Genomic DNA, 20,696 nt, shown 5'->3' with positions numbered 1-20,696 from the left:
AACACTTACTTCAAGCGCTCAGCCAGATAGCGCGGATAATCCGGAATCAGGATCTCAATCGGCGCGTTGAACTGCGGTGACTCAATAATAAAGTCCGCAGTAGAGAGGTTAGTGGCGACCGGGATATTCCAGACGGTTGCCAGACGCAGCAAGGCCTTCACATCCGGATCGTGCGGCACCGCGTTCAGCGGGTCCCAGAAGAAAATCAGCACATCAATTTTTCCTTCCGAAATCTGCGCGCCTACCTGCTGGTCGCCGCCCATCGGGCCGCTCAGCATGGCGTTCACGTTCAAGCCGGTTTCACGTTGGATCAGATTGCCGGTGGTGCCCGTTGCCGAAAGGGTGTGCTTTTCAAGCAGGGCCTGGTGGCGCTGAACCCAGTTCAGCAGCATTTTTTTGCAGTGATCGTGCGCGACCAGAGCAATGTGTTTGCGCTCTGGCAGGGTACGTGTCGTCAGTTCCATAATCTCTTTCCGTCAGGTTCAGGTTAACTGGCTACACGATGACGGGAACCGCCTGAGGCTGCAAGAGAAAGGGCAAAAAAATGCGGCTTAAGACGAAGGTTGTTGCTTTGCCCACTGTAAAAATCGCGTGCGGGTGTCGGGATCGGCCTGCTGGAACCAGAATTTGAGGCGCTGCTCGGTAAGCGTCTGCGACTGCGGCGGAATCACGTCCAGCTCCGAAACACCGGACAGCAGCGTGCTGTCATCCGCCATCATGGTTGCAAATTTCGGCAACGACGCCGTTTTTCCCGCTTTGTTATAGCGCTCCGTATCCGCTTCGTAATCCAGCCCCTTCGGCGTTTTAGTGAGGGCCAGAATATCCAGTTTCACCGGAATGGGCATCGCATCGCCATCGAGCAATTCCAGTTTCGGTGCGGCCTCAAAGGCGTCGGACTCTTTTTCCGTTTCCAGCCGCGGTAGATTAAAATTAACCTGACTGATCTTCTGCGTGTTGAAGCTCACCACCAGCGGCGGGGAGATATAGAGACGTTGTTCATGGTTGGAGAGGCGAATGTTTTTTTCGACGCGAAAGACGATCTGGTGCGGCCCGTTATCCAGCTCAATACTGTCGGCACCGCGCAGGAGCGAGCTGGACACTTTTTTACCGTCCAGCACCAGCAGATCGATGTCGGTAGATAATCGCAGCGTCGTGGCATATACGCAGACCGGCATCAATAATGCAATCACAGCAGAGGCAATGCCGGTCTTCATAGGATGCTCCTGTCGAAAAGTCTTTCGTAGTAATAATGTATCTAAATTTTTCGATAAACACGTTTACTAACATATAGACATATTCCCGGGTTTTGCCCTCATACAGATGTATGGGATGAATGGTTGCCTGATGTGCTTTGACGTACACTTAAAAAAAAGCCAGGAGAAACATTATGAAAGAGAACGATATTGTCGGCATTCTGACCTCGACCCATACCATTGCGCTGGTGGGCGCCAGTGATAAACCCGATCGCCCGAGCTATCGGGTGATGAAATATCTTCTCGACCAGGGCTATCACGTCATCCCTGTTTCACCAAAAGTCGCGGGTAAAACTCTGCTGGGGCAGCAGGGGTACGCCACCCTTGCGGATGTGCCTGAAAAGGTGGACATGGTGGATGTGTTCCGTAACTCCGAGGCGGCCTGGGGTGTGGCGCAAGAGGCGATTGCCATTGGCGCGAAAACCCTATGGATGCAGCTGGGCGTAATTAACGAACAGGCGGCCGTGCTGGCGCGCGATGCGGGATTAAACGTGGTGATGGATCGCTGCCCGGCGATTGATATTCCGCGTCTGGGTCTGGCGAAGTAATAAAAAAAGCCCGAGCGATTCGGGCTTTTTTCAGATTAGTTCCGCAGGCGCGGGGCCTGGAGCTGTTTGCGGATGGTCTGGGCCAGTTCATCCATTGAAGGCTGCTCCGGATGTTCCTTTTGCAGCTCACTGCTTAACTGCGCTTCGGCGAGATAAGTGTGAACCGGCTGGCCATCGTCGTCTTCCATAACCACATGGTACCAGGGCGCGGCGCGAAGCTCGGCGTTTACCGCCAGCTCATCCGCTGACGGTTCATCAAGGGAGTATTCCGGGTCAATATCCACCACCACACCCAGATACCCTAACAGGGAGTGGCGCACCTGCTGGCCGATACCGTATTTGCTGGCAATCATAGTCACCTCCCGGGAAATGTTACTTACATCAGATGTATGGGCAACATTCCACTTTTCAAGCTACATGACGCGACAGGCAAACCCTTTGAGATACAGCCCTTCCGGGTAGGTAGCGATCACCGGATGATCGGCCGCCTGACGGAACTGCTCTATAAATTGTACATCACGGCCCGCATCTACAGCGGCATCTGCGATCAGTTTCTGAAATAAATCGGTGGTCATCAGGCCTGAGCAGGAGAAGGTCAGCAAAATGCCGCCTGGATTGAGCAACTGAATGGCAAGCATGTTGATGTCTTTATAGCCACGGCAGGCGCCCATCAGCTGGCTTTTGTTTTCCACGAACTTCGGCGGGTCCATCACGATGACATCGAATTTCTCCCCCTGATCGCGGTATTTGCGCAGCAGCTTGAACACGTCATCGCGGACAAATTCGGCTTTGCTCAGATCCAGCTTGTTCAGCTCAACGTTCTGTTTCGCCACGTCCAGCGCTTCCTGCGAGGTGTCGACGCTGACCACCTGGCTGCACCCGCCCATCAGTGCCGAAACGGCAAATCCGCCGGTGTAGGAGAAGCAGTTCAGCACGCGTTTATTCGCAACGTACTGGCGCGTCGCCAGGCGGCTGTCGCGCTGATCGAGGTAATAGCCGGTTTTATGGCCACCCTGGATGTCGACGTACAGCTTCATACCATGCTCTTCAATGGGCAGCAGGGCAGGCGGCAGTGCACCGGTGACCGGACCTTGCGTCAGCTCCATTCCCTCTTTTTTACGCACCGCAACATCGCTGCGATCGTAAATAGCGCAGTCAGGGTAAAGGCCCTGCAGGGCACTGATTAACGCGGCGCGCTGATACTCTGCGCCTGCGCTCAGGAGCTGAAGCACCAGGAAGTTGCCGAAGCGGTCGATGGTCACGCCCGGCAGACCGTCGGACTCGCCGGCAATCAGTCGATAGCTGTCCAGCCCGTCACGTTTCGCCAGCCAGTCACGCCACTCCTGCGCCTGCTGTAAACGGCGGGTGAAGAAGGCGATATCGATGGTTTCGTCTTTATCAAAGCTCCAGACGCGCGCACGGATCTGTGAGGCAGGCGAGTATGCGCCGCGCGCTAACCATTTCCCCTGATGGTCAACAATATCGATGGTTTCACCGAGGCTGGCTTTCCCTTCCATGCGGGCAACGGCACCAGAAAACACCCAGGGATGACGGCGCAATAATGATTTCTCGCGCCCTTTGGCTAACACTAAACGTACACTCATAATTTGCTATTCTGTTGATTCAATGAATTGGCGGCCATTTTCCCGAGTTCAGTGGGGAAATGCAACGCGCCAGACAGGATTAAGGGGAACGATGATGTCAAAAGTCTGCACAATCGCCTGGGTTCACGGCACCGTTCAGGGCGTCGGGTTTCGCTACAGTACGCAGCGCGAAGCGTTACAGCTTGGGCTGACGGGCTATGCGCGCAATATGGATGACGGCAGCGTGGAGGTGGTGGCCTGTGGCGACGCTGAGCAAGTCGAAAAACTGGTCGCCTGGCTGAAAGCGGGCGGGCCACGCAGTGCACGGGTTGAAAGGGTATTAACCGAACCGCATCAACCCGGCCGCGACTATGTGGATTTCGGTATTCGCTATTAAATACACTTCACGGGCTTGGGCAAACCGGCGATTTTGGTCGCCTGTTTCGCTGGCCCTTTCGGGAACAGGCGATACAGATAGCGGCTATTGCCTTTCTCTTCGCCAAACTTGTTAGCCATCGCCTTCACCAGCATACGGATGGCGGGAGAGGTGTTGAATTCCAGATAGAAGTCGCGCACAAAGCGCACCACTTCCCAGTGCTCCGGCGTCAGGGTAATAGCCTCTTTCTCGGCAATCACCTCGGCAAGGCCTTCGCTCCACTGACTGCTCTCTTTCAGATAGCCGTCGTTATCGGTTTCTATCTCTTTACCTTCAAAGCTCAACATAGTCATTCACACGTCAATCGAAAACCCGCGCAGTGTACCAAAAAACAAAGCCCCGCATAAGCGGGGCTTGATTCGACGTACTGTCTGTTAATCGCGGCTGGCGAAGCCCAGGATGCTCAACAGGCTGACGAAAATGTTGTACAGCGACACATACAGGCTCACGGTAGCGCGAATGTAGTTCGTTTCGCCGCCATGAATGATGTTGCTGGTTTCATACAGGATCGCCCCGGAGGAGATCAGGATGAACACCGCGCTAATCGCCAGGTGCAGGGCAGGCAGCTGCAGGAAGATGTTTGCCACCATGCCGACCAGTACAATCACGATACCCGCCATCAGCATTCCGCCGAGGAAAGACATGTCTTTACGGGTCGTCAGGACGTAAGCGGAGCAGCAGAAGAACACCAGTGCCGTACCACCCAGCGCCATGCCAATCACATCACCCATGCCCGCAGACAGATAGGCGTTGAGGATTGGCCCCAGGATATAACCCAGGAAGCCGGTGAAAGCGAACGCAGACAGAATACCAATCGGTTTGTCAGCGGTTTTGTAGGTCAGGAACATCAGACCATACATGCCCACCAGCGTCAGAATCAGGCCCGGAGACGGCAGCATCAGCACGGTACTGGCCGTTGCGGTCATGGCGGAAAACGCCAGGGTCAGGCTGAGCATGAAATAGGTATTGCGCAGCACTTTGTGGGTGCTGAGTAGCGATGTGCGGTCGCGTGAAGAACTAATAATACGATCCATGAGTCACTCTCTTATGACAGATGTAATTAACGGCAAGAATAAGAAAGGTCTTGCCAGTTACAAAGTGGTTTTACCCATCTTTACTCAGCACCTTAAGGCCTGTGCTGGTGCTTTGTTTCAAAGAAATCCATTTCAACAGAATGAATATCGGTTTGACGAATTTAATCAGATCAACATCTTATAGGTTACTGAAAAATATTGCCTTATTTATCTTTGAGCGCTAAGAGTGAATACGCATCGTCAAAAACCCACAATAAGGCGAAACAATGAAATCAGCATCACGCACTCACTTTACACTCTCTTTACTGACGGCAGGGATCTTGTGCGCCAGCACAACGGCCTGGGCGGCCAGTGTACCAGCAGGAACGCAGCTGGCAGAGAAACAGGAACTGGTCAGGAATAACGGCAGTGAGCCGGCATCGCTCGATCCCCACAAAGTCGAAAGCGATGTCGAATTCAATATTATCAGTGATTTGTTCGAAGGGCTGGTGAGTGTCTCACCGGCGGGGGAAATTCAGCCGCGCCTGGCAGAGAAATGGGAGAATAAAGACAACACCGTCTGGACCTTCCACTTGCGTCCTGGCATAACCTGGAGTGACGGCTCTGCTATTACCGCTCAGGATATTGTCTGGAGCTGGCAGCGTCTGGTTGATCCTAACACCGCGTCACCCTACGCCAGCTACCCTGGCAACATGCATATTGTGAATGCGACCGATATCGCGCAGGGCAAGCAAAAGCCAGACACGCTGGGCGTGAAGGCAATTAACGACACCACCCTCGAAGTGACGCTGACACAGCCGAATGCGGCGTTCCTCGCCATGCTGGCGCACCCGTCGCTAGTGCCGGTCGATAAAGTGCTGATAAGCCGCTTCGGCGACAAGTGGACCAAACCCGAGCACTTTGTCAGCAGCGGCGCGTACAAACTCTCACAGTGGGTGGTCAACGAACGTATCGTTGCTGAGCGTAACCCGCGCTACTGGGATAACGCCCACACGGTGATCAATAAAGTGACGTATCTGCCGATCACCTCTGAAGCCTCGGACGTGAACCGCTACAAAGCGGGTGAGATTGATATCGTCTATACGGTGCCCATCAACCAGTTTGCCCAGTTGAAGAAAACGCTGGGCGCAGAGCTGGATGTCTCCCCGCAGCTTGCCACCTATTACTACGAATTCAACACCACTCGCCCACCGTTCAACGACGTGCGCGTACGTAAAGCGTTAAACATGGCCCTGGATAAAGACATCATTGCCGAGAAAGTATTAGGGCAGGGACAGCGCCCGGCGTGGGTGATCAGTCAGCCGGACATCGGCGGCGTGAAACTTAAGGCGCCGGAGTACGCGAGCTGGCCAATCGACAAACGCATCGCAGAAGCGAAAAAACTGCTCAGCGAAGCGGGATTCAACGACAGCCATCCGCTCAGTTTCAATTTGCTCTATAACACGTCGGAATCCCATCAGCGTATCGCCATCGCCGCCAGTTCCATGTGGAAGAAAAATCTTGGCGTGGAAGCGAAGCTGCAAAACCAGGAGTGGAAAACCATGCTGGACACCATGCACACGCACAATTTTGATGCCGTGCGCTACGCCTGGATTGCCGACTACGATGACGCCGCAACCTTCCTGAACAATTTCCGCACCGGCGACAGCGAAAATACCAGCCAGTACAGCAACCCGGCCTATGACAAAGCACTGGTGGATGCGGCGAAAGCGAAAACCACCGAGGAGCGCGGCAAGTTCTACCAGCAGGCGGAAGACCTGTTGGGCCAGGATGTGCCCGCTATTCCGGTGTATCACTACGTCCGTACGCATTTAATTAAGCCATGGGTGGGTGGATTTACGCCGGATAAACTGGGTTATTACTTCACGAAGGACATGTACATCAAAAAGCATTAAGCCGTAAATGGGCTATTTTGTGCTGACAAAATAGTCAATGCGTTGTTATTTCAACCAATTAACACCGTTTTGGCTATTTTTGAAGCAAACGAACACATTGATGCTTTACACGAAGTACGGAGGTGTTTATAGTGCGCCCCATACCGGAAGCGTGGCCGAGCGGTTGAAGGCACCGGTCTTGAAAACCGGCGACCCGAAAGGGTTCTAGAGTTCGAATCTCTACGCTTCCGCCAAATACGAAAAAAGGGGTTACCGAAAGGTAACCCCTTTTTTTTTGCTCTCTTTTCATCAGAATCTTCTTTGGCTCAGTCTATAGCCTGTTCAGACGTTGCCAGCAACTCACGTAAAGGAGAGTTTTAGCCCGATGAAGGGCGGGACGTTACCGATGTGGTTGAATGATGGGAATGTTGATCACTGCACGTCGAAGGATGTTGCGAGAGCCGGGGGCGCATTCCCGGCTCTCACGAGGCTTTTGTTTAGACTAGGCGCCTGTCACTCCAGACCCAGCGTGTACTGCGCGATTTTGAAATAGATAATCAGGCCTGTTCCGTCGATAAAGGTGGCGATAAACGGCGCGGATACCACGGCAGGGTCGATGCCGCAGCGTTTTAGCACCATCGGGATCACTGACGAGACAATGGCGCTCCAGAGGGTGATGCACACCAGCGTTAAGCTCACGATAAGCGTAATGTCCATTCCAATGCCCATCATCCAGGCGCGCACACAGCCTGCCAGACCGAGCGTAACGGCAATCATCACCGAGGTGGTCATCTCTTTACGCAGCACGCGTCCCAGGTCTTTCAGCCCAACTTCACCCAGCGCCATCGCACGGACCAGCGTGGAGGTAATCTGCGTGCCGCTGTTGCCGCCGGTGCCAATGAGCAACGGAATAAAGAACGCCAGGGCGATCGCGGATTCGAGAGCATCTTCAAAATGCTGAAGCACGGTGCTGGTGTAGGCCTCTGCGACGAACAGCAGCAGCAGCCATACGGCACGTTTTTTCCAAAGCTGCACGGCGCTGGTTTCGAGGTAAGGCCGCTCCAGCGGCAGCGTTGCCCCCTGGCGCTGCGCATCTTCCGTCACGTCATCTTCCAGCAAATGCGCAATTTCACGTTCGGTGAGACAACCCACCAGTTTCCCGTGGGTGACCACCGGTACCACGTCAACACCGGCATGGCTCAGCAGGGCGGCCACTTCTGCACGCTCATCGTCGGGTTTAACCTGCAAAAACTGAGAAACCATCAGCGCGCTAACGGCCTGAACGGTATTGGCTTCCTGTAATAACGTTCTGACCGAAATCATTCCGGCCAATCGGCCATTATTTTCAATAAAAATATGCGTTGGAATATCGTCATCTTTTAATTGTGCGAAGAAATGTTCACGCGCCAGCGCGACACATAATGACGCGTCGAGGACAATAAAATCGGTATTCATATATTGCGCGATGGCGCTGTCGTTAAATGCCGGAAGTGAATTATGGATGGTGTAAGACATAGTGAATTCCCTTTGAATATAATTATCTCTCAGGGGCGAGCAAGACAGGGCATGTCGAAGAGGAGATCCCCACGTCCTGGGTTCAGCACTGTACACCGTATCCCCGAAGGGAAGTTATACTGACAAAGCCTTGATTCGACAGTGCCTGTTTTACCCTGTGTAGTTTCTCTCGAAACCACCAGAGCGATAACGTGTATTTGTACAGGAGCCTCGCCATAACGAGATCGTAGTAAAGCGGTAGGGATAATACGCCAGTTTTTAAATGCTGCTTTAAAATATCAATAATGTTGACGAACGGTTTAAGTTAAATATATTTAATCCGCGTTGAGGTTTTATTTAATTCATTTCACTTTAAATAGCAGATTCCCCTTTCTAAAGAGGCGCTGCGATGGAATGGCTCAATAATTTGCTTAATCATTTTGCACACTATCCGGCGCAGCTGTTCGCCTTGCTGGCGGTAATGGCGTTCTGCAAATCAACGGTGTTTGTCTCCTCCATTCTTCCGCCCGCGTCGCTGATGTTGCTTGGTGGGATTACCGTCAGTCAGACAACGCTTTCGCCCGTGCTGGCCTGGCTTGCCGTGGTGACGGGTGCGACGTGCGGCTCAGTGTTGAATTACCATCTGGGGCAGCTCATGGGCAATACGCGGATGATGATGCGCCTGAGTGCAAAACATGCCGATCGCTTTTTACGCATCCAGCATCAGTTAGAGAAAAACAGCGTGGCAGTGTTATTCACCGCCCGTTTTCTGGCGGTGCTGCGCTACATCGTACCGCTGGCGGCGGGGATGCTCAGAGTGAATGTCGGGAAGGTTTACGCGGTGAGCCTGATCTCTGCCGCCGTCTGGGCGGCGCTGTATGTCGGCGCGGTGATCGGCATCAGCGCCGGGTTTTCTCCCGGAGGGCTTTAGCCGTCCACGCGAATCACACGTATTCCAGCCACATCATCCGTTTACTGGCGATCTGCGTATTTTGCCCGTTTATGCTGATATAGCAGCGCGTCCGCCTTCAGCATTGCCTCCTCCAGAGTATCACCCTCGCGCATCTGGTAACTCCCCCAGGAGAACGCCACCATTTTTTCCGTATCAATGGTCTGCAAATAACCTTGTATGCGTTCAATCATATCCCGGGAGCGGTCAATATTATTGTCGATCAGAATTAAACAAAACTCATCGCCGCCGAGCCGGATTCCGTAATCGCTTTTGCGAATCGACTGAGCCAGCGCCAGCCCCAGGGACTGAATCGCCTTATCACCCATATGATGGCCTAAGGTGTCATTGATTCTTTTGAGTCCATCGCTATCGATAGCAATCACCGTGACCGGAATATTTCTCTCCACCAGTAACTGAATTTTTTGGTTGAGTTCTGGCGTGATCACTTTGCGGTTATACAGCCCGGTTAACACATCGGTAATATTGTCGCGTGAGAGTAATTTCTGACGGATAAACTGTTTGCGGGCATAGCGCAGCAGCATCACGGTAGCCAGGACATAAAGCAGTACCAGCCAAAAAGTCAAAATCACCACGTAAATCGCATCGAGCTTAACGTGCAGGGTATAGTACTGCGTCATTTTATCTTTATAATTAATCAGATCTAGCGACCTAAGAATCGGCTTATGGAAAATGATATTCCCCCCGGTGGTATTATCCGTGACATACAGGGAGAGGAATTTCCACAATATTGGGCGGTCAGGGGTAATAAATGATGTGGCCAGATCGTGAATATTAATGTCGGTGATCAGCAAACCTTTTATTTTTCCATCAAAAAATACCGGTTTGATCATGCTAATAATATTTCGCCTGGTATAGGCATCTTTATAAATGTGAGTCACAATATTTTCGCCCTGGATCAGATCTTCCAGCGCGTTATCATCTATCGTAATGGTGTTCGGGTTGTTTGCGAGATTGATTCTGTCCCCGTCGGCCACCAGCCAGTTACCAAAGGTGTAATCAAACGTGTTCACCAGATGGTTGATGTAAATATAGTTGTTTACGAGGTCAATATAATATCGGGTACTATTAAATGCGTAGCCCGTATAGTTGGAAAAAGTGTATTTTGACGAGGCAACTGTCGCCGTCATATTAATGACGGGCAGGGCGGGTACATCCTGCCCCCAGGCTTCGCAGGCGGTATTTCGCGTCTGAAGGGTCCCCTCCAGAAGAATGGTCGTTCTCGCCACCAGATTAAAGCCTTTGATCTCGCCAACAGTTTCAACATTCTTGCACAGCGATTTGGCTTTTTCTTTAGTATTCACGCCTGAGGCCGCTTGTTTAGAAAACGCGCGAGATAAACGATAGGCGATATCCTCATTAATAAATTCTTCATGGAAAAGGGCCGATTTCCCGTTCTCGGCAATGTAACCCATATAACCATGAAGATTCTTTACTTCATGTGAAATTAACGTTGCGAATATTGACGTTGTGCAGGCAATGATAATTATCGTTGCAGTGATATATTTACGTTGTGACAAGAAGGTTAATTCCTTTGCAATACCACCTAAGACTTTTCGTAAGTATAACATTGAAACAGACTATTATTCAGTGAAGTTATATTTGGATGCTTATTAAACCAGGCGCGATATACCGGCACGAATTCCGCTATATCGCGCCTGTGAAATTACAGACTCCCGGTTCCGCCATCCACCAGCAGGTCGATCCCCACGGTATAGCTGGACTCATCGGACGCGAGATAGAGCGCCGCTTTCGCCAGTTCCTCTGGTGTACCCATTCGCCCAAGTGGGACCAGGCTTGCGATATCCCCCTGCAGCGCTTTCTGTGCCTCTGCGCTCAGCCCCAGTTTGTTCAGCGCCGGGGTTTCTACCGGACCTGGGCTTAAGCCATTCACGCGAATGCCACGTGGCAGAAGTTCCGCTGAAAGCGTCCGCGCCAGCGACAGCAGACCTGCTTTACTGGCTGCGTACACGCTGCTGGTGGGTAAGCCAATCCGCGCGCTCACCGAGCCGCACAGGATCACCGAAGAGGGGTTATTCAACAGCGGCAGCAGGGCCTGCACCAGAAAGAACGGGCCTTTGAGGTTAATGCCCATCAACCGATCCCACGCCTCTTCGCGCCACTCTTCCAGCAGCCCGTGCGTCACATCACCGGCGTTGATAAACACCGCATCCAGTCGCGGCCAGCGTGCGGCGAGGGTATCTGCCAGCTTTTTCTGCCCCGCGATATTCCCGGCGTCGGTAGCGATCACCCAGGCGTTGTCCCCCAGCACGCGCTGGGCCTCGGCCAGAGTGTCCGGGTTACGTCCGGTCACCGCGACGTGTGCTCCTTCGGCGATGAACGCCTGCGCTGTCGCCAGACCGATGCCGCTGGTACCCCCTGTAATAAGCGTATATTTACCTGCTAAACGACCCATGGTTATCTCCTGAAATGTCACTGGAGAAAGCACTATAGAAACGTTAGTATCCAAAAGAAACCAGGTACCATTTGGATACTAATGAGGCGAAGGGTGTGCTATGGCGCAAACAGGCGAACTAACCTGCGAAAAAAATTCTGCGACGGAATCCTGTCCGATGACGCAGTTTGTGAATTTGATTTCGGGCAAATGGGCGATCCCTATTCTCTATCGTTTGATAGTGCTGAACAGCCCGGTGCGTTTTGGCGATTTGCTGCGCGCCGCCGCGCCCATCACTCAAAAAGAGCTGACCAAACAGCTGCGATTATTTGAACAGCGTGGGCTGGTGTCGCGCACCATTTATCCGGAAATCCCGCCGCGAGTGGAGTATCAGATCACGGCGTTAGGGTTGACGTTGCAAAGCGCGCTCTCTCCGCTGGCCGCCTGGATGCGGGAGTACGGCGACCAGCTGGAGCGCTAGTTTAACGACTAATATAACGCGGGGCCGGGACGCCGGTGCGCGCGCTGTTGAACAGGGCCAGACGCGCCTCTTCATAGTCCTCCCACAGCTGCACATCGTGCATTGGCGGGATAGTAATCAGTTCACCCTGATCCAGCCCGGCCAGCGCCGCATCGACCATATTGTCGGTGGTCATCACCGATCCTTCCGGCAGATCGTTCATCGAGACACCCGAAATTTCCCAGATTTCAGTCGCGGTGGCGGCAGGTAACACGGCCTGAATCCGCACGCCGCTGTCGGCAAACTCTTCCTGCAAACCGCGCGTAAAGTTGAGCACCCACGCTTTGGTGGCGCTGTAGAGCGCGCTGCCCGCACGGGCGTGAATTGACAGCACCGAGGCGATATTGATCAGCGTACCGCGACGGTTTTCCGCCAGACGTGGAAGAACCGCGAGCGTCAAACGCATCAGCGCAGTCGTGTTGAGAGTATTGATGGCCTGATGCGAAGCGGCATCACTGGCGAGGAACGGTGCCATTTGCGCCGTGCCTGCATTATTGACCAGCGTGTCGATGGCGGTATTACTGTGCAGCACTTCCTCGACGGCGCGGATCCCCGTCTCTTGCGTCAGGTCAGCAACCAGAATCTCGACGTTAACGCCATAGCGTTCACGCAGTTGCGATGCCAGCGCGTTCAGACGATCTTCCCGGCGGGCGACCAGCACCAGGTTGATGCCCCGCGCAGCGAAACGATCGGCGTACACCGCGCCAATTCCGGATGATGCCCCTGTGATCAACGCGGTCGAGTGTTGAGTTGTCATTGCGTGTTACCTCAAAGCGGAGTGGGTTAATGGTTTCAACATGAAACTGAATCAACTGTGAGATATTTGGTTTTATAATGCAACCAATTTGCGGGGATTATTTTTATTCTGCGGTCAGAAGGAGGACGAAGGTACCGCTAATGTATTGAAAATAAGGGCTAAGGGAGCTTTGGAACCACTTCGTCCGGCGTCAGTTCGCGGCCATCGTGCGCGATAAGCGCCAGCTTACGCAGCGGCTGACGGTGTTCGGCATCCACCAGCACGCTTCCCAGCTCGTTTTCCGCGAACAGAAATTCATTGCCCCACTGGGACAACGCCACCAGCACCGTCTGCAGGGCACGGCCTTTATCGGTCAGGACATACTCCTGCCAGGCGCTGCCGTCGGAGGCGGGCTGCAATACCAGAATCTCTTCTTCCACCAGCAGCTTGAGGCGCGTGGCAAGCATATTTTTGGCGATGCCGAGGCTTTTCTGGAACTCCCCAAAGCGCTTCAGCCCGCGCAGGGCGTCACGCACAATCAGCAGCGACCACCAGTCGCCGATAATATCGAGCGAACGGGCGACGGGGCAGGTACTCTCTTCAAGACGGGTTCGTTTCACAGTCACTCCTGAGGTTGATAGTTTTATTATAAAACCTTTTTTCGCCCGCGTAAAAAGAGATAACTATCAGTTTGAGAAATGGTTCCCGGAAATATGTCATCAATCTGTCACAATCACATCGACGATAATAATACGTGAGGAACAAGGGATGAGAAAAACACTACTCGCTATTGCAGTGGCTGGCACCGTAACAATGACCTCTGGCGTTCAGGCGCAACCGGCCCCGGAAGGCTATCAGTTGCAGCAGGTTTTAATCATGAGCCGCCACAACCTGCGCGCGCCGCTGGCGAATAACGGCAGCGTGCTGGAGCAGTCCACGCCGGGCAAATGGCCGGAATGGGAGGTGCCGGGCGGGCAGCTCACCACCAAAGGCGGCGTGCTCGAAGTCTATATGGGCCATTACATGCGTGAATGGCTGGCGGAGCAGGGGATGGTGACCACTGGCGAATGCCCACCGGCTGACGCGGTCTATACTTATGCCAACAGTCTGCAACGTACCGTCGCGACCGCGCAGTTCTTTATCACCGGGGCTTTCCCGGGCTGTGATGTGCCGGTGCATCATCAGGAAAAAATGGGCACCATGGACCCGACCTTTAACCCGGTGATCACCGATAATTCGCCGGAGTTCCGCGAAAAAGCGGTCAAAGCGATGGAGACCGAGCGTCAGGGCATGAAGCTGGATGAGAGCTACAAGCTGCTGGAGCAGATCACCAAATACACCGATTCCCCGTCCTGCAAAGAGAAAAAAGAGTGCTCTCTGACCGAGGCTAAAGACACCTTCACCGCCGATTATGAAAAAGAGCCGAGCGTCTCTGGTCCACTTAAAGTGGGCAACTCGCTGGTGGATGCCTTTACGCTGCAGTATTACGAAGGTTTCCCGCTGGATCAGGTGGCGTGGGGCGAAATCAAGACGGACCAGCAGTGGCGTGTCCTGTCACAGCTGAAAAATGGCTATCAGGATTCTCTTTTCACCTCCACGGAAGTGGCGCGAAACGTCGCCAAACCGCTGGTGAAATATATCGATAAGGCACTGGTCACCGATCAGGCGAAAGCACCGAAAATCACCGTGCTGGTGGGGCATGACTCCAACATCGCATCGCTGCTGACGGCGCTGGATTTCAAACCTTATCAGCTGCATGACCAGCACGAACGCACGCCGATTGGCGGGAAGATTGTCTTCCAGCGCTGGCATGATAAGAGTGCGAATCGTGACCTGATGAAAATTGAGTATGTTTATCAAAGCTCAGAGCAGTTGCGAAACGCCGATGTGCTGTCGCTGAAATCTCCGGCGCAGCGTGTGACGCTCGAACTGAAAGACTGTCCGGTGGATACCAACGGTTTCTGCCCGATTGATAAATTTAATACGCTGATGAACGACGCGGCGAAATAAGTAAAAACCCCCCGCTTCGGCGGGGGCAACGGTCAGACGTTTTTACGTTCGATGGTTTGCTCGCCCCAGAAGAGCGAGTCTTTGTCTGTTTTGTCGAAGGCACGGACCAGCACTTCATCGCTCCCGTCCTCCCAGATTTTCTCCGCCAGCTTCTCGTCATATTCCGCGACTTCAAAGATCGCCTCGGCAATTTCTGGAGAGGTATTGCGTAAACTTGCCCACTCACCGACGTGATGAGCTTTGGATTGTTGAGTTGGCATGCTTGTCCTCCTGTTGAGGTTAACCGTTCAGTTTTTTCGCGAGGCCCGCGACGTGCTCACCCTGATAACGGGCGATGGCCAGCTCTTCCTGGCTTGGCTGACGCGAACCGTCGCCGCCAGCAATGGTGGTCGCCCCGTACGGTGTCCCGCCGCGCACCTGTGAAACATCAAACAATTCTTGCGCACCGTAGCCAATCGGCACAATCACCATCCCGTGATGGGCAAGGGTAGTCCAGGTGGAGGTGATCGTCTGCTCCTGGCCGCCGCCGGTCCCGGTTGAGCTAAAGACGCTGGCCAGTTTGCCGTACAGTGCGCCTGACGCCCACAGCCCGCCGGTCTGATCCAGGAAGGTACGCATCTGCCCGGACATGTTGCCAAAGCGCGTTGGGGTACCAAAGATGATGGCGTCATAGTCGGCCAGCTCTTGCGGGGTTGCCTGCGGCGCATTCTGTGTTTTACCGCCCGCTTTTAGAAACGCCTCGGCGTTCATGGTTTCCGGTACGCGTTTCACCACGACCTCAACACCATCCACTTTACTTGCGCCTTCCGCCACCGCATGAGCCATGGTTTCAATGTGTCCATACATGGAATAATAGAGCACCAGAACTTTTGCCATCTTGCATCACTCCTCGATTGTGGTTTCTGGCAGCGAATCGCTGCGTTCTTTTAAAGATAAGACGCCACGGCCAGACTGCAAACCTGAAAGCCATTTCTTTGATTTATAACAAGATATCTAAGACGATTCCTTGTAGCAAAATGAAACATTTTTAAGAAATCGCGTTTCCTGAATGATAAGAGGAGCTTATTGGTCTCGCTTTCGCGATCTCACACGAATGGCTGATTTCATGTTGCAGAATATTACCGTTTACTGGCTGGATCGGCTCATTCCACTAAGCTTAGTTTCACGCGACGCAGACAAAGGTACTGACCTTGTGTCGTCAGGTGAAAGAATCCTCTTTTACTGAATGCAGTATGATGTCTAATGTTTCATATTCTGGAGGTTCGAGATGGCAAACCATCGTGGTGGGTCAGGTAATTTCGCTGAAGACCGTGACAGAGCATCAGAAGCAGGTCGTAAAGGTGGCCAGCAGAGCGGGGGCAACTTCAAGAATGACCCGCAGCGTGCATCTGAAGCTGGCAAAAAAGGGGGCAAAAACAGTCATGGGAGCAGTAATAAGAGTTAGCGTCTCCCCATTTCAGTGTCACCCAACCTGAAATATCCCCCTGCCGCCGGGTTTCCCGGCGGTTTTTTCGTTTCATGACATTGAACTGTAACCAAAGCCATCGCACACTAGCGGATTGACTCTTGTTGCAGGTAGCTCATGTCCTCCTCTCGTTACGCCTTTTCCATCAAACCCCAGGAAGCGATCCTGATTCTGATCACCATGTTCTGGGGCGGTACGTTCCTCGCGGTGCAATACGCGGTGACGCTTAGCGATCCCTTTTTCTTCGTCGGGCTACGTTTTGCCACGGCGGCGATTGCGGTGGCGCTGATTTCACTGAAAACCCTGCGCGGACTGACCCTGAAAGAGTTACAGGCTGGTGTGGCGATTGGCGTTGCTATCGCGATGGGCTACAGCCTGCAAACCTGGGGTTTACAGACGATCCCCAGCAGCAAATCGGCGTTTATTACCGCGATGTATGTTCCGCTGGTGCCGCTGCTGCAGTGGCTGTGTCTGGGCAGAATGCCGGGGCTGATGTCCTGCGTGGGTATTGTGCTGGCGTTTATTGGCCTGATCCTGCTTGCAGGGCCGGGTGACAACCTGCTGGCGATGGGGCCGGGTGAAATTATTACGCTGATTGGCGCGGTGGCGATCGCGGCGGAAATTATTCTGATCAGCGCCTGGGCTGGAAAGGTCGACGTTAAACGCGTGACCGTCGTGCAGCTGGCGACGGCCTCAATAGTGGCCTTTATCGCGATGGTACCTGCGGGCGAATCGGTGCCGCCGATGTCCACCGGGCTGGTGGTTGTGGCGCTCGGTCTGGGGATTTTCAGCGCCATTATTCAGGTGACAATGAACTGGGCGCAGCGCAGCGTTTCGCCCACGCGCGCAACCGTCATCTACACCGGTGAACCGGTCTGGGCCGGTATTTTTGGCCGTCTGGCGGGCGAACGCTTGCCGCTGCTGGCGCTGTTAGGTGCGGCGTTTATCGTGCTGGGTGTGCTGGTCAGTGAGTTAAAGCTAAAAAAGAGACGTCGTGAAGCGGCCGATCTGACCCTCGAATAACGCGGTATTGCACCTGAAGCGCGGCCATTCACTCTGCCAGCGCTATCCTGTGCCGGGTAAGGCGACGCGCCATTACCCGGCACAAACCTTCTGTCAGGAATCCTGACGCACCACTTCAGCCTGAGTAACCTCAGCCGTGCGCCGACTCAACAGCGCATTCAGTAAAATTGCGCCAAACGTCGCCGTCCCAATCCCGCCCAGAGTAAAGCCGCCGAGCGTCAGCGCGAAATCCCCTGCGCCAAGCACCAGCGTTACGGAGACCATAATCAGGTTGCCGTTCTGGTTGAGATCCACGCGGTTCTGCACCCAGATGCGGGCGCCTGCCACGGCAATCAGACCAAACACCACAATCGATGCTCCGCCAATCACCGGCGCCGGAATGGTGTGGATCAACGCCCCGAATTTCGGAGAAAAGCCCAGCAGCAGGGCAATCACCGCCGCGGCGACAAACACCAGCGTGGAGTAAACCTTGGTCACCGCCATCACGCCGATATTCTCCGCGTATGTCGTCACGCCGCTGCCGCCCACGGCGCCAGAGAGCATCGTGGCCAGCCCGTCACCCACGAAGGCGCGCCCCATGTACGGGTCCATGGGACGCCCGGTCATTCCAGCGACCGCTTTGAGATGGCCTAAGTTTTCCGCCACCAGAATCACCGCGACCGGCGCGATAAGCATCATCGCCTGTCCGCTAAAGGTGGGGGAGGTGAGGTGCGGCAGACCAAACCAGGCGGCGTTTTGCACCAGCGTAAAATCGACCGGTTTACCCAGCCCCAGCACGCTGGTCATCAGGGCATACACCAGGCAGGCCGCAATTAGCCCCACCAGGATCAACAGCCGCTGAATCATTCCTCGGGTAAATACCGCGACCAGACCAATGCACAGCACCGTCACCGCCGCCATCCAGCTATCAAAAGACGAGCCGGAGACGCTTTTCACCGCGATAGGCGCGAGATTCAGGCCAATCGCCATCACCACCGCCCCGGTCACGACCGGCGGCATCAGGCGTTCGATCCAGCGGGTGCCGACCTTCATCACCACCAGCCCAATCAGGGTGTAGATAAACCCGCAGGCGATAATGCCGCCGAGGGCGATACTAAGATTGGGGTTGATGCCCTGGCCGTTATAGCCCGTGGCGGCGATCACCACACCGACAAAAGCGGCACTTGAGCCAAGATAGCTCGGCACGCGCCCGCCGGTGATGAAAAAGAACAGCAGCGTGCCAATCCCCGACATCAGGATCGACAGATTCGGATCAAGCCCCATCAGAATGGGCATCAGCACCGTCGCGCCAAACATGGCGACCGCATGCTGAACCCCCATCACCACGGTGGGTATGACGGGAAGCCTCTCATCCGGCGCGACCACGCCGCGTTCAGTGGAGGTCGAGGTTAACTGCCAGTGGGGAAAACTGAACAAGGCCATGAGCTGTCTCCTTAAGGAGGGTTAACAGGCGGGTCGCAGGAGTGCGTGATAGCCGCGGTCAAACCACACCAGTCCCTGCGGCGCGGGGTGGCGGGTAATGGAGACAATGTCGCAAAACAGAATGTCGTGGGTACCAACGCTGACCACCTGGCTGATGCGGCAGTCAAACGACGCCAGAGCCTCCTCCAGCCGTGGGCAGCCCGTTTCACCGGTCTGCCAGTTTGCCGCCGCGAAGCGTTCCGCCATCGGCGTTTTCCCGCCGAACAGGTTAGACAGCGGCTCTTGTCCGGCGCAGAGGGTATTGACGCACAAGGTGCGGTTTTCGCTAAACGTCGGCCAGACGGACGCGCCGCGATTCAGGCACACCAGCAGCGTGGGCGGTGAGTCGGTCACGCTGCACACGGCGCTGGCGGTAAATCCCGCCTTTCCGGCAGGGCCATCGGTGGTGATGATATTCACCGCCGCGCTGACGCAGGCCATCGCGTCGCGAAAGGTTTGTTGATCCGGTACGCTCATGTTTGCTCCTTACGCCAGCCCGCAGGCATCTTCAAAGGTCAGACGCGGCAGTCGGGCATAGACTTTGCTCGCATCGCCATACCCGATATTGATCAGCAGATTGCTTTTCAGGCCGGTGCCGGTGAAAAAGGCTGCATCCACTTTTTGCGGATCAAAGCCGGACATCGGCCCGGTATCCAGCCCCAGAGCGCGACAGGCGAAAATCAGATAGGCCGCCTGCAGAGAGCTGTTGCGAAACGCCGTCTCCTGGGCGAGTTCCGGGCTGGTGGTAAACCAGCTGCGGGCATCGCCGTGGGGGAACAGTTCAGGTAAGCGCTCATAAAATTCGCTGTCCCACGCCACGATCGCCGTGACGGGGGCGGCAAGGGTTTTTGCCAGGTTGCCGCTGGAGAGGGCCGGCGCCAGTTTTTCTTTGCCTTCGGGCGTACGAACAAACACGATCCGCGCGGGGGAGCAGTTGGCGGAGGTCGGTCCCCATTTCATCAGGTCGTAAATCTCACGCAGCGTCTCATCGCTGACCGGAATATCCTGCCAGCCGTTGTGCGTTCGGGCGTCGGTAAAGAGCGTTTTCAGCGCGCTCGGGTTTATGGCTTCGCTCATGGCGGCTCCTTATAGCACTTTTTCACGCGTATGCAGCAGGCTGGCAAGCCCGTTCAGCAGCAGCGTATTAAACGTATCGGGATCGGTGACGTTGCAGGCGTGTCCGCCCTGGCGCATCACCACTTTTTCACTGTGGGGCAGCGCGGCGTGCAGCGCAGACGAACAGACGGCGGGCACCAGCAGATCGTCTGCGGAGCAGATCACCTGCACCGGGCAACGAATCCGCGCCGCATTCCGGCTAAAATCCGCCTGTTTCAGGGCCTGAAGCCGACGAAGCAGATTTGCTTTCCCCTGGAAGTGGGCGAGCGCCAGCGCCTCTTCGGCCTCCATGCGCGGGCCACGGGCCGCCATCCAGTCTGCGGGGTAGAGAAACAGGGGCTGTGCCTCCACCCAGGCCTGCGCGCCGCCCGCATGCAGCAGACGCTCGCGGATCTGAAAGCAGCGGCGGGTATGGGCGTTTAACGTTAGCCAGCCGTTGACGGACACCAGCGCGGTGAGCGCCTCAGGGTGATCGAGTGCTAACTGCAGGCCGACCAGCGCCCCCAGCGCGTGTCCCACCACGCAAAAGCGCGGAATGCCTGCCTCTGCCAGCGCCAGATACAGCTCCTGCGCCATCTGCGCGAGAGAGTAGCCCTCGGGCAACGCCTCGGGATTATTCCCGGTCCCACGCTGGTCGTAGCACACCACCTGATACTCTTGCTCCAGCACCGCCAGCTGCGGCAGCCAGTAGCCACCCGCGCCACCCAGCCCGGCAATGAGAACCACCACCGGCGCACCGGCGTACGGGGGCGGTGAAACGGATATTTTCATGGCAACC

General features: G+C 54.8%; 25 protein-coding genes, 1 tRNA gene and 1 riboswitch. Of the genes, 9 read left to right on the top strand and 17 right to left on the bottom strand.

What is annotated here, in order from left to right; translation table 11 throughout:
• Positions 1–5 precede the first annotated feature (5 nt).
• Entirely contained in the window at positions 6–464 is a 459-nt protein-coding gene (gene mgsA, locus DAI21_RS18925) for a methylglyoxal synthase (RefSeq protein ID WP_100780679.1), read from the bottom strand.
• An 87-nt stretch (positions 465–551) separates the two neighbouring features.
• Positions 552–1,214 carry a DUF2057 family protein gene (locus DAI21_RS18920; RefSeq protein WP_100780678.1) on the bottom strand — a complete coding sequence of 221 codons (663 nt, stop codon included), beginning with the start codon at positions 1,212–1,214 and terminating at the stop codon, positions 552–554.
• Between the two features lie 173 nt (positions 1,215–1,387).
• Here DAI21_RS18920 and DAI21_RS18915 point away from each other — a divergent pair, with 173 nt between their 5' ends.
• On the top strand, positions 1,388–1,801 hold the full coding sequence (locus DAI21_RS18915) for a CoA-binding protein (protein WP_100780677.1): 414 nt from the start codon (positions 1,388–1,390) through the stop codon (positions 1,799–1,801).
• Positions 1,802–1,836: 35 nt separating this feature from the next.
• On the opposite strand, the gene hspQ is transcribed toward DAI21_RS18915, so the two are convergent.
• Complete coding sequence (gene hspQ / locus DAI21_RS18910) at positions 1,837–2,154, bottom strand: heat shock protein HspQ (RefSeq protein ID WP_100780676.1); 318 nt, start codon at positions 2,152–2,154, stop codon at positions 1,837–1,839.
• A gap of 60 nt (positions 2,155–2,214) precedes the next feature.
• The gene (rlmI, locus tag DAI21_RS18905) at positions 2,215–3,405 is read right to left on the bottom strand and encodes a 23S rRNA (cytosine(1962)-C(5))-methyltransferase RlmI (protein WP_107703915.1); all 1,191 of its coding nucleotides are present in this window, start codon (positions 3,403–3,405) and stop codon (positions 2,215–2,217) included.
• A gap of 94 nt (positions 3,406–3,499) precedes the next feature.
• Here rlmI and yccX point away from each other — a divergent pair, with 94 nt between their 5' ends.
• The gene (gene yccX, locus DAI21_RS18900) at positions 3,500–3,781 is read left to right on the top strand and encodes an acylphosphatase (RefSeq protein WP_107703914.1); all 282 of its coding nucleotides are present in this window, start codon (positions 3,500–3,502) and stop codon (positions 3,779–3,781) included.
• Here yccX and tusE read toward each other — a convergent pair.
• Together tusE and yccA are read right to left on the bottom strand one after the other, a co-directional pair.
• On the bottom strand, positions 3,778–4,107 hold the full coding sequence (gene tusE / locus DAI21_RS18895; protein ID WP_100780673.1) for a sulfurtransferase TusE: 330 nt from the start codon (positions 4,105–4,107) through the stop codon (positions 3,778–3,780). The two genes, yccX and tusE, sit on opposite strands and share 4 nt — an antisense overlap.
• Before the next feature lie 87 nt (positions 4,108–4,194).
• Positions 4,195–4,854 carry an FtsH protease modulator YccA gene (gene yccA, locus DAI21_RS18890; protein ID WP_107703913.1) on the bottom strand — a complete coding sequence of 220 codons (660 nt, stop codon included), beginning with the start codon at positions 4,852–4,854 and terminating at the stop codon, positions 4,195–4,197.
• Between the two features lie 266 nt (positions 4,855–5,120).
• Between yccA and DAI21_RS18880 the strand changes: the two genes are divergently transcribed.
• Together DAI21_RS18880 and DAI21_RS18875 are read left to right on the top strand one after the other, a co-directional pair.
• The gene (locus DAI21_RS18880) at positions 5,121–6,749 is read left to right on the top strand and encodes an ABC transporter substrate-binding protein (protein WP_107703911.1); all 1,629 of its coding nucleotides are present in this window, start codon (positions 5,121–5,123) and stop codon (positions 6,747–6,749) included.
• 145 nt (positions 6,750–6,894) lie between these two features.
• A tRNA-Ser gene (locus tag DAI21_RS18875) sits at positions 6,895–6,982 on the top strand.
• 259 nt (positions 6,983–7,241) lie between these two features.
• Here DAI21_RS18875 and DAI21_RS18870 read toward each other — a convergent pair.
• Positions 7,242–8,243 carry a magnesium transporter gene (locus DAI21_RS18870; RefSeq protein WP_102105583.1) on the bottom strand — a complete coding sequence of 334 codons (1,002 nt, stop codon included), beginning with the start codon at positions 8,241–8,243 and terminating at the stop codon, positions 7,242–7,244.
• Between the two features lie 60 nt (positions 8,244–8,303).
• Positions 8,304–8,473, bottom strand: a riboswitch (M-box (ykoK) riboswitch).
• A gap of 158 nt (positions 8,474–8,631) precedes the next feature.
• Between DAI21_RS18870 and DAI21_RS18865 the strand changes: the two genes are divergently transcribed.
• Positions 8,632–9,153 carry a DedA family protein gene (locus DAI21_RS18865; protein ID WP_102105582.1) on the top strand — a complete coding sequence of 174 codons (522 nt, stop codon included), beginning with the start codon at positions 8,632–8,634 and terminating at the stop codon, positions 9,151–9,153.
• A 41-nt stretch (positions 9,154–9,194) separates the two neighbouring features.
• On the opposite strand, the gene dgcJ is transcribed toward DAI21_RS18865, so the two are convergent.
• Entirely contained in the window at positions 9,195–10,712 is a 1,518-nt protein-coding gene (gene dgcJ, locus DAI21_RS18860; RefSeq protein ID WP_234419502.1) for a diguanylate cyclase DgcJ, read from the bottom strand.
• A gap of 146 nt (positions 10,713–10,858) precedes the next feature.
• Positions 10,859–11,608 carry an SDR family oxidoreductase gene (locus DAI21_RS18855; protein WP_107703909.1) on the bottom strand — a complete coding sequence of 250 codons (750 nt, stop codon included), beginning with the start codon at positions 11,606–11,608 and terminating at the stop codon, positions 10,859–10,861.
• 100 nt (positions 11,609–11,708) lie between these two features.
• Here DAI21_RS18855 and DAI21_RS18850 point away from each other — a divergent pair, with 100 nt between their 5' ends.
• On the top strand, positions 11,709–12,068 hold the full coding sequence (locus tag DAI21_RS18850; protein WP_100780665.1) for a helix-turn-helix domain-containing protein: 360 nt from the start codon (positions 11,709–11,711) through the stop codon (positions 12,066–12,068).
• A 1-nt stretch (position 12,069) separates the two neighbouring features.
• On the opposite strand, the gene DAI21_RS18845 is transcribed toward DAI21_RS18850, so the two are convergent.
• Together DAI21_RS18845 and DAI21_RS18840 are read right to left on the bottom strand one after the other, a co-directional pair.
• Positions 12,070–12,864 carry an SDR family oxidoreductase gene (locus tag DAI21_RS18845; RefSeq protein WP_107703908.1) on the bottom strand — a complete coding sequence of 265 codons (795 nt, stop codon included), beginning with the start codon at positions 12,862–12,864 and terminating at the stop codon, positions 12,070–12,072.
• Positions 12,865–13,022: 158 nt separating this feature from the next.
• A complete protein-coding gene (locus DAI21_RS18840; protein WP_102105578.1) occupies positions 13,023–13,463 on the bottom strand; it encodes a helix-turn-helix domain-containing protein in 441 nt (146 codons plus the stop codon).
• Positions 13,464–13,611: 148 nt separating this feature from the next.
• On the opposite strand from DAI21_RS18840, the gene agp reads away from it, so the two are divergent.
• Positions 13,612–14,853, top strand: a complete 1,242-nt coding sequence (agp, locus tag DAI21_RS18835; protein WP_107703907.1) for a bifunctional glucose-1-phosphatase/inositol phosphatase — start codon at positions 13,612–13,614, stop codon at positions 14,851–14,853.
• Positions 14,854–14,885: 32 nt separating this feature from the next.
• Here agp and DAI21_RS18830 read toward each other — a convergent pair whose 3' ends face one another.
• Together DAI21_RS18830 and wrbA are read right to left on the bottom strand one after the other, a co-directional pair.
• Positions 14,886–15,113 (bottom strand): YccJ family protein, encoded by a 228-nt coding sequence (locus DAI21_RS18830; RefSeq protein ID WP_100780661.1) that lies wholly within the window; start codon positions 15,111–15,113, stop codon positions 14,886–14,888.
• 19 nt (positions 15,114–15,132) lie between these two features.
• Positions 15,133–15,729, bottom strand: a complete 597-nt coding sequence (wrbA, locus tag DAI21_RS18825; protein ID WP_100780660.1) for an NAD(P)H:quinone oxidoreductase — start codon at positions 15,727–15,729, stop codon at positions 15,133–15,135.
• Positions 15,730–16,120: 391 nt separating this feature from the next.
• Between wrbA and DAI21_RS18820 the strand changes: the two genes are divergently transcribed.
• The gene (locus tag DAI21_RS18820; RefSeq protein ID WP_100780659.1) at positions 16,121–16,297 is read left to right on the top strand and encodes a general stress protein; all 177 of its coding nucleotides are present in this window, start codon (positions 16,121–16,123) and stop codon (positions 16,295–16,297) included.
• A 138-nt stretch (positions 16,298–16,435) separates the two neighbouring features.
• On the top strand, positions 16,436–17,341 hold the full coding sequence (locus tag DAI21_RS18815) for a DMT family transporter (RefSeq protein ID WP_102105576.1): 906 nt from the start codon (positions 16,436–16,438) through the stop codon (positions 17,339–17,341).
• Positions 17,342–17,434: 93 nt separating this feature from the next.
• Here the strand turns inward: DAI21_RS18815 and rutG are convergent, their stop codons facing one another.
• Genes rutG through rutD form a run of 4 tightly spaced genes read right to left on the bottom strand, consistent with a single transcriptional unit; the run spans position 17,435 to position 20,689 of the window.
• Positions 17,435–18,763, bottom strand: coding sequence for a pyrimidine utilization transport protein G (rutG, locus tag DAI21_RS18810; protein ID WP_107703906.1), 1,329 nt, complete (start codon positions 18,761–18,763; stop codon positions 17,435–17,437).
• A 21-nt stretch (positions 18,764–18,784) separates the two neighbouring features.
• Positions 18,785–19,279 carry an NADH-dependent FMN reductase RutF gene (gene rutF / locus DAI21_RS18805; protein WP_107703905.1) on the bottom strand — a complete coding sequence of 165 codons (495 nt, stop codon included), beginning with the start codon at positions 19,277–19,279 and terminating at the stop codon, positions 18,785–18,787.
• Between the two features lie 9 nt (positions 19,280–19,288).
• On the bottom strand, positions 19,289–19,879 hold the full coding sequence (locus tag DAI21_RS18800; RefSeq protein ID WP_102105573.1) for a malonic semialdehyde reductase: 591 nt from the start codon (positions 19,877–19,879) through the stop codon (positions 19,289–19,291).
• Positions 19,880–19,888: 9 nt separating this feature from the next.
• On the bottom strand, positions 19,889–20,689 hold the full coding sequence (gene rutD, locus DAI21_RS18795) for a pyrimidine utilization protein D (protein ID WP_107703904.1): 801 nt from the start codon (positions 20,687–20,689) through the stop codon (positions 19,889–19,891).
• Positions 20,690–20,696 lie beyond the last annotated feature (7 nt).

The organism is Lelliottia sp. WB101, assembly GCF_003051885.1.
Classification (GTDB): domain Bacteria; phylum Pseudomonadota; class Gammaproteobacteria; order Enterobacterales; family Enterobacteriaceae; genus Enterobacter; species Enterobacter nimipressuralis.
Note: the sequence above shows the minus strand (reverse complement) of the source record. Positions and strands in the feature narration are given on the sequence as shown.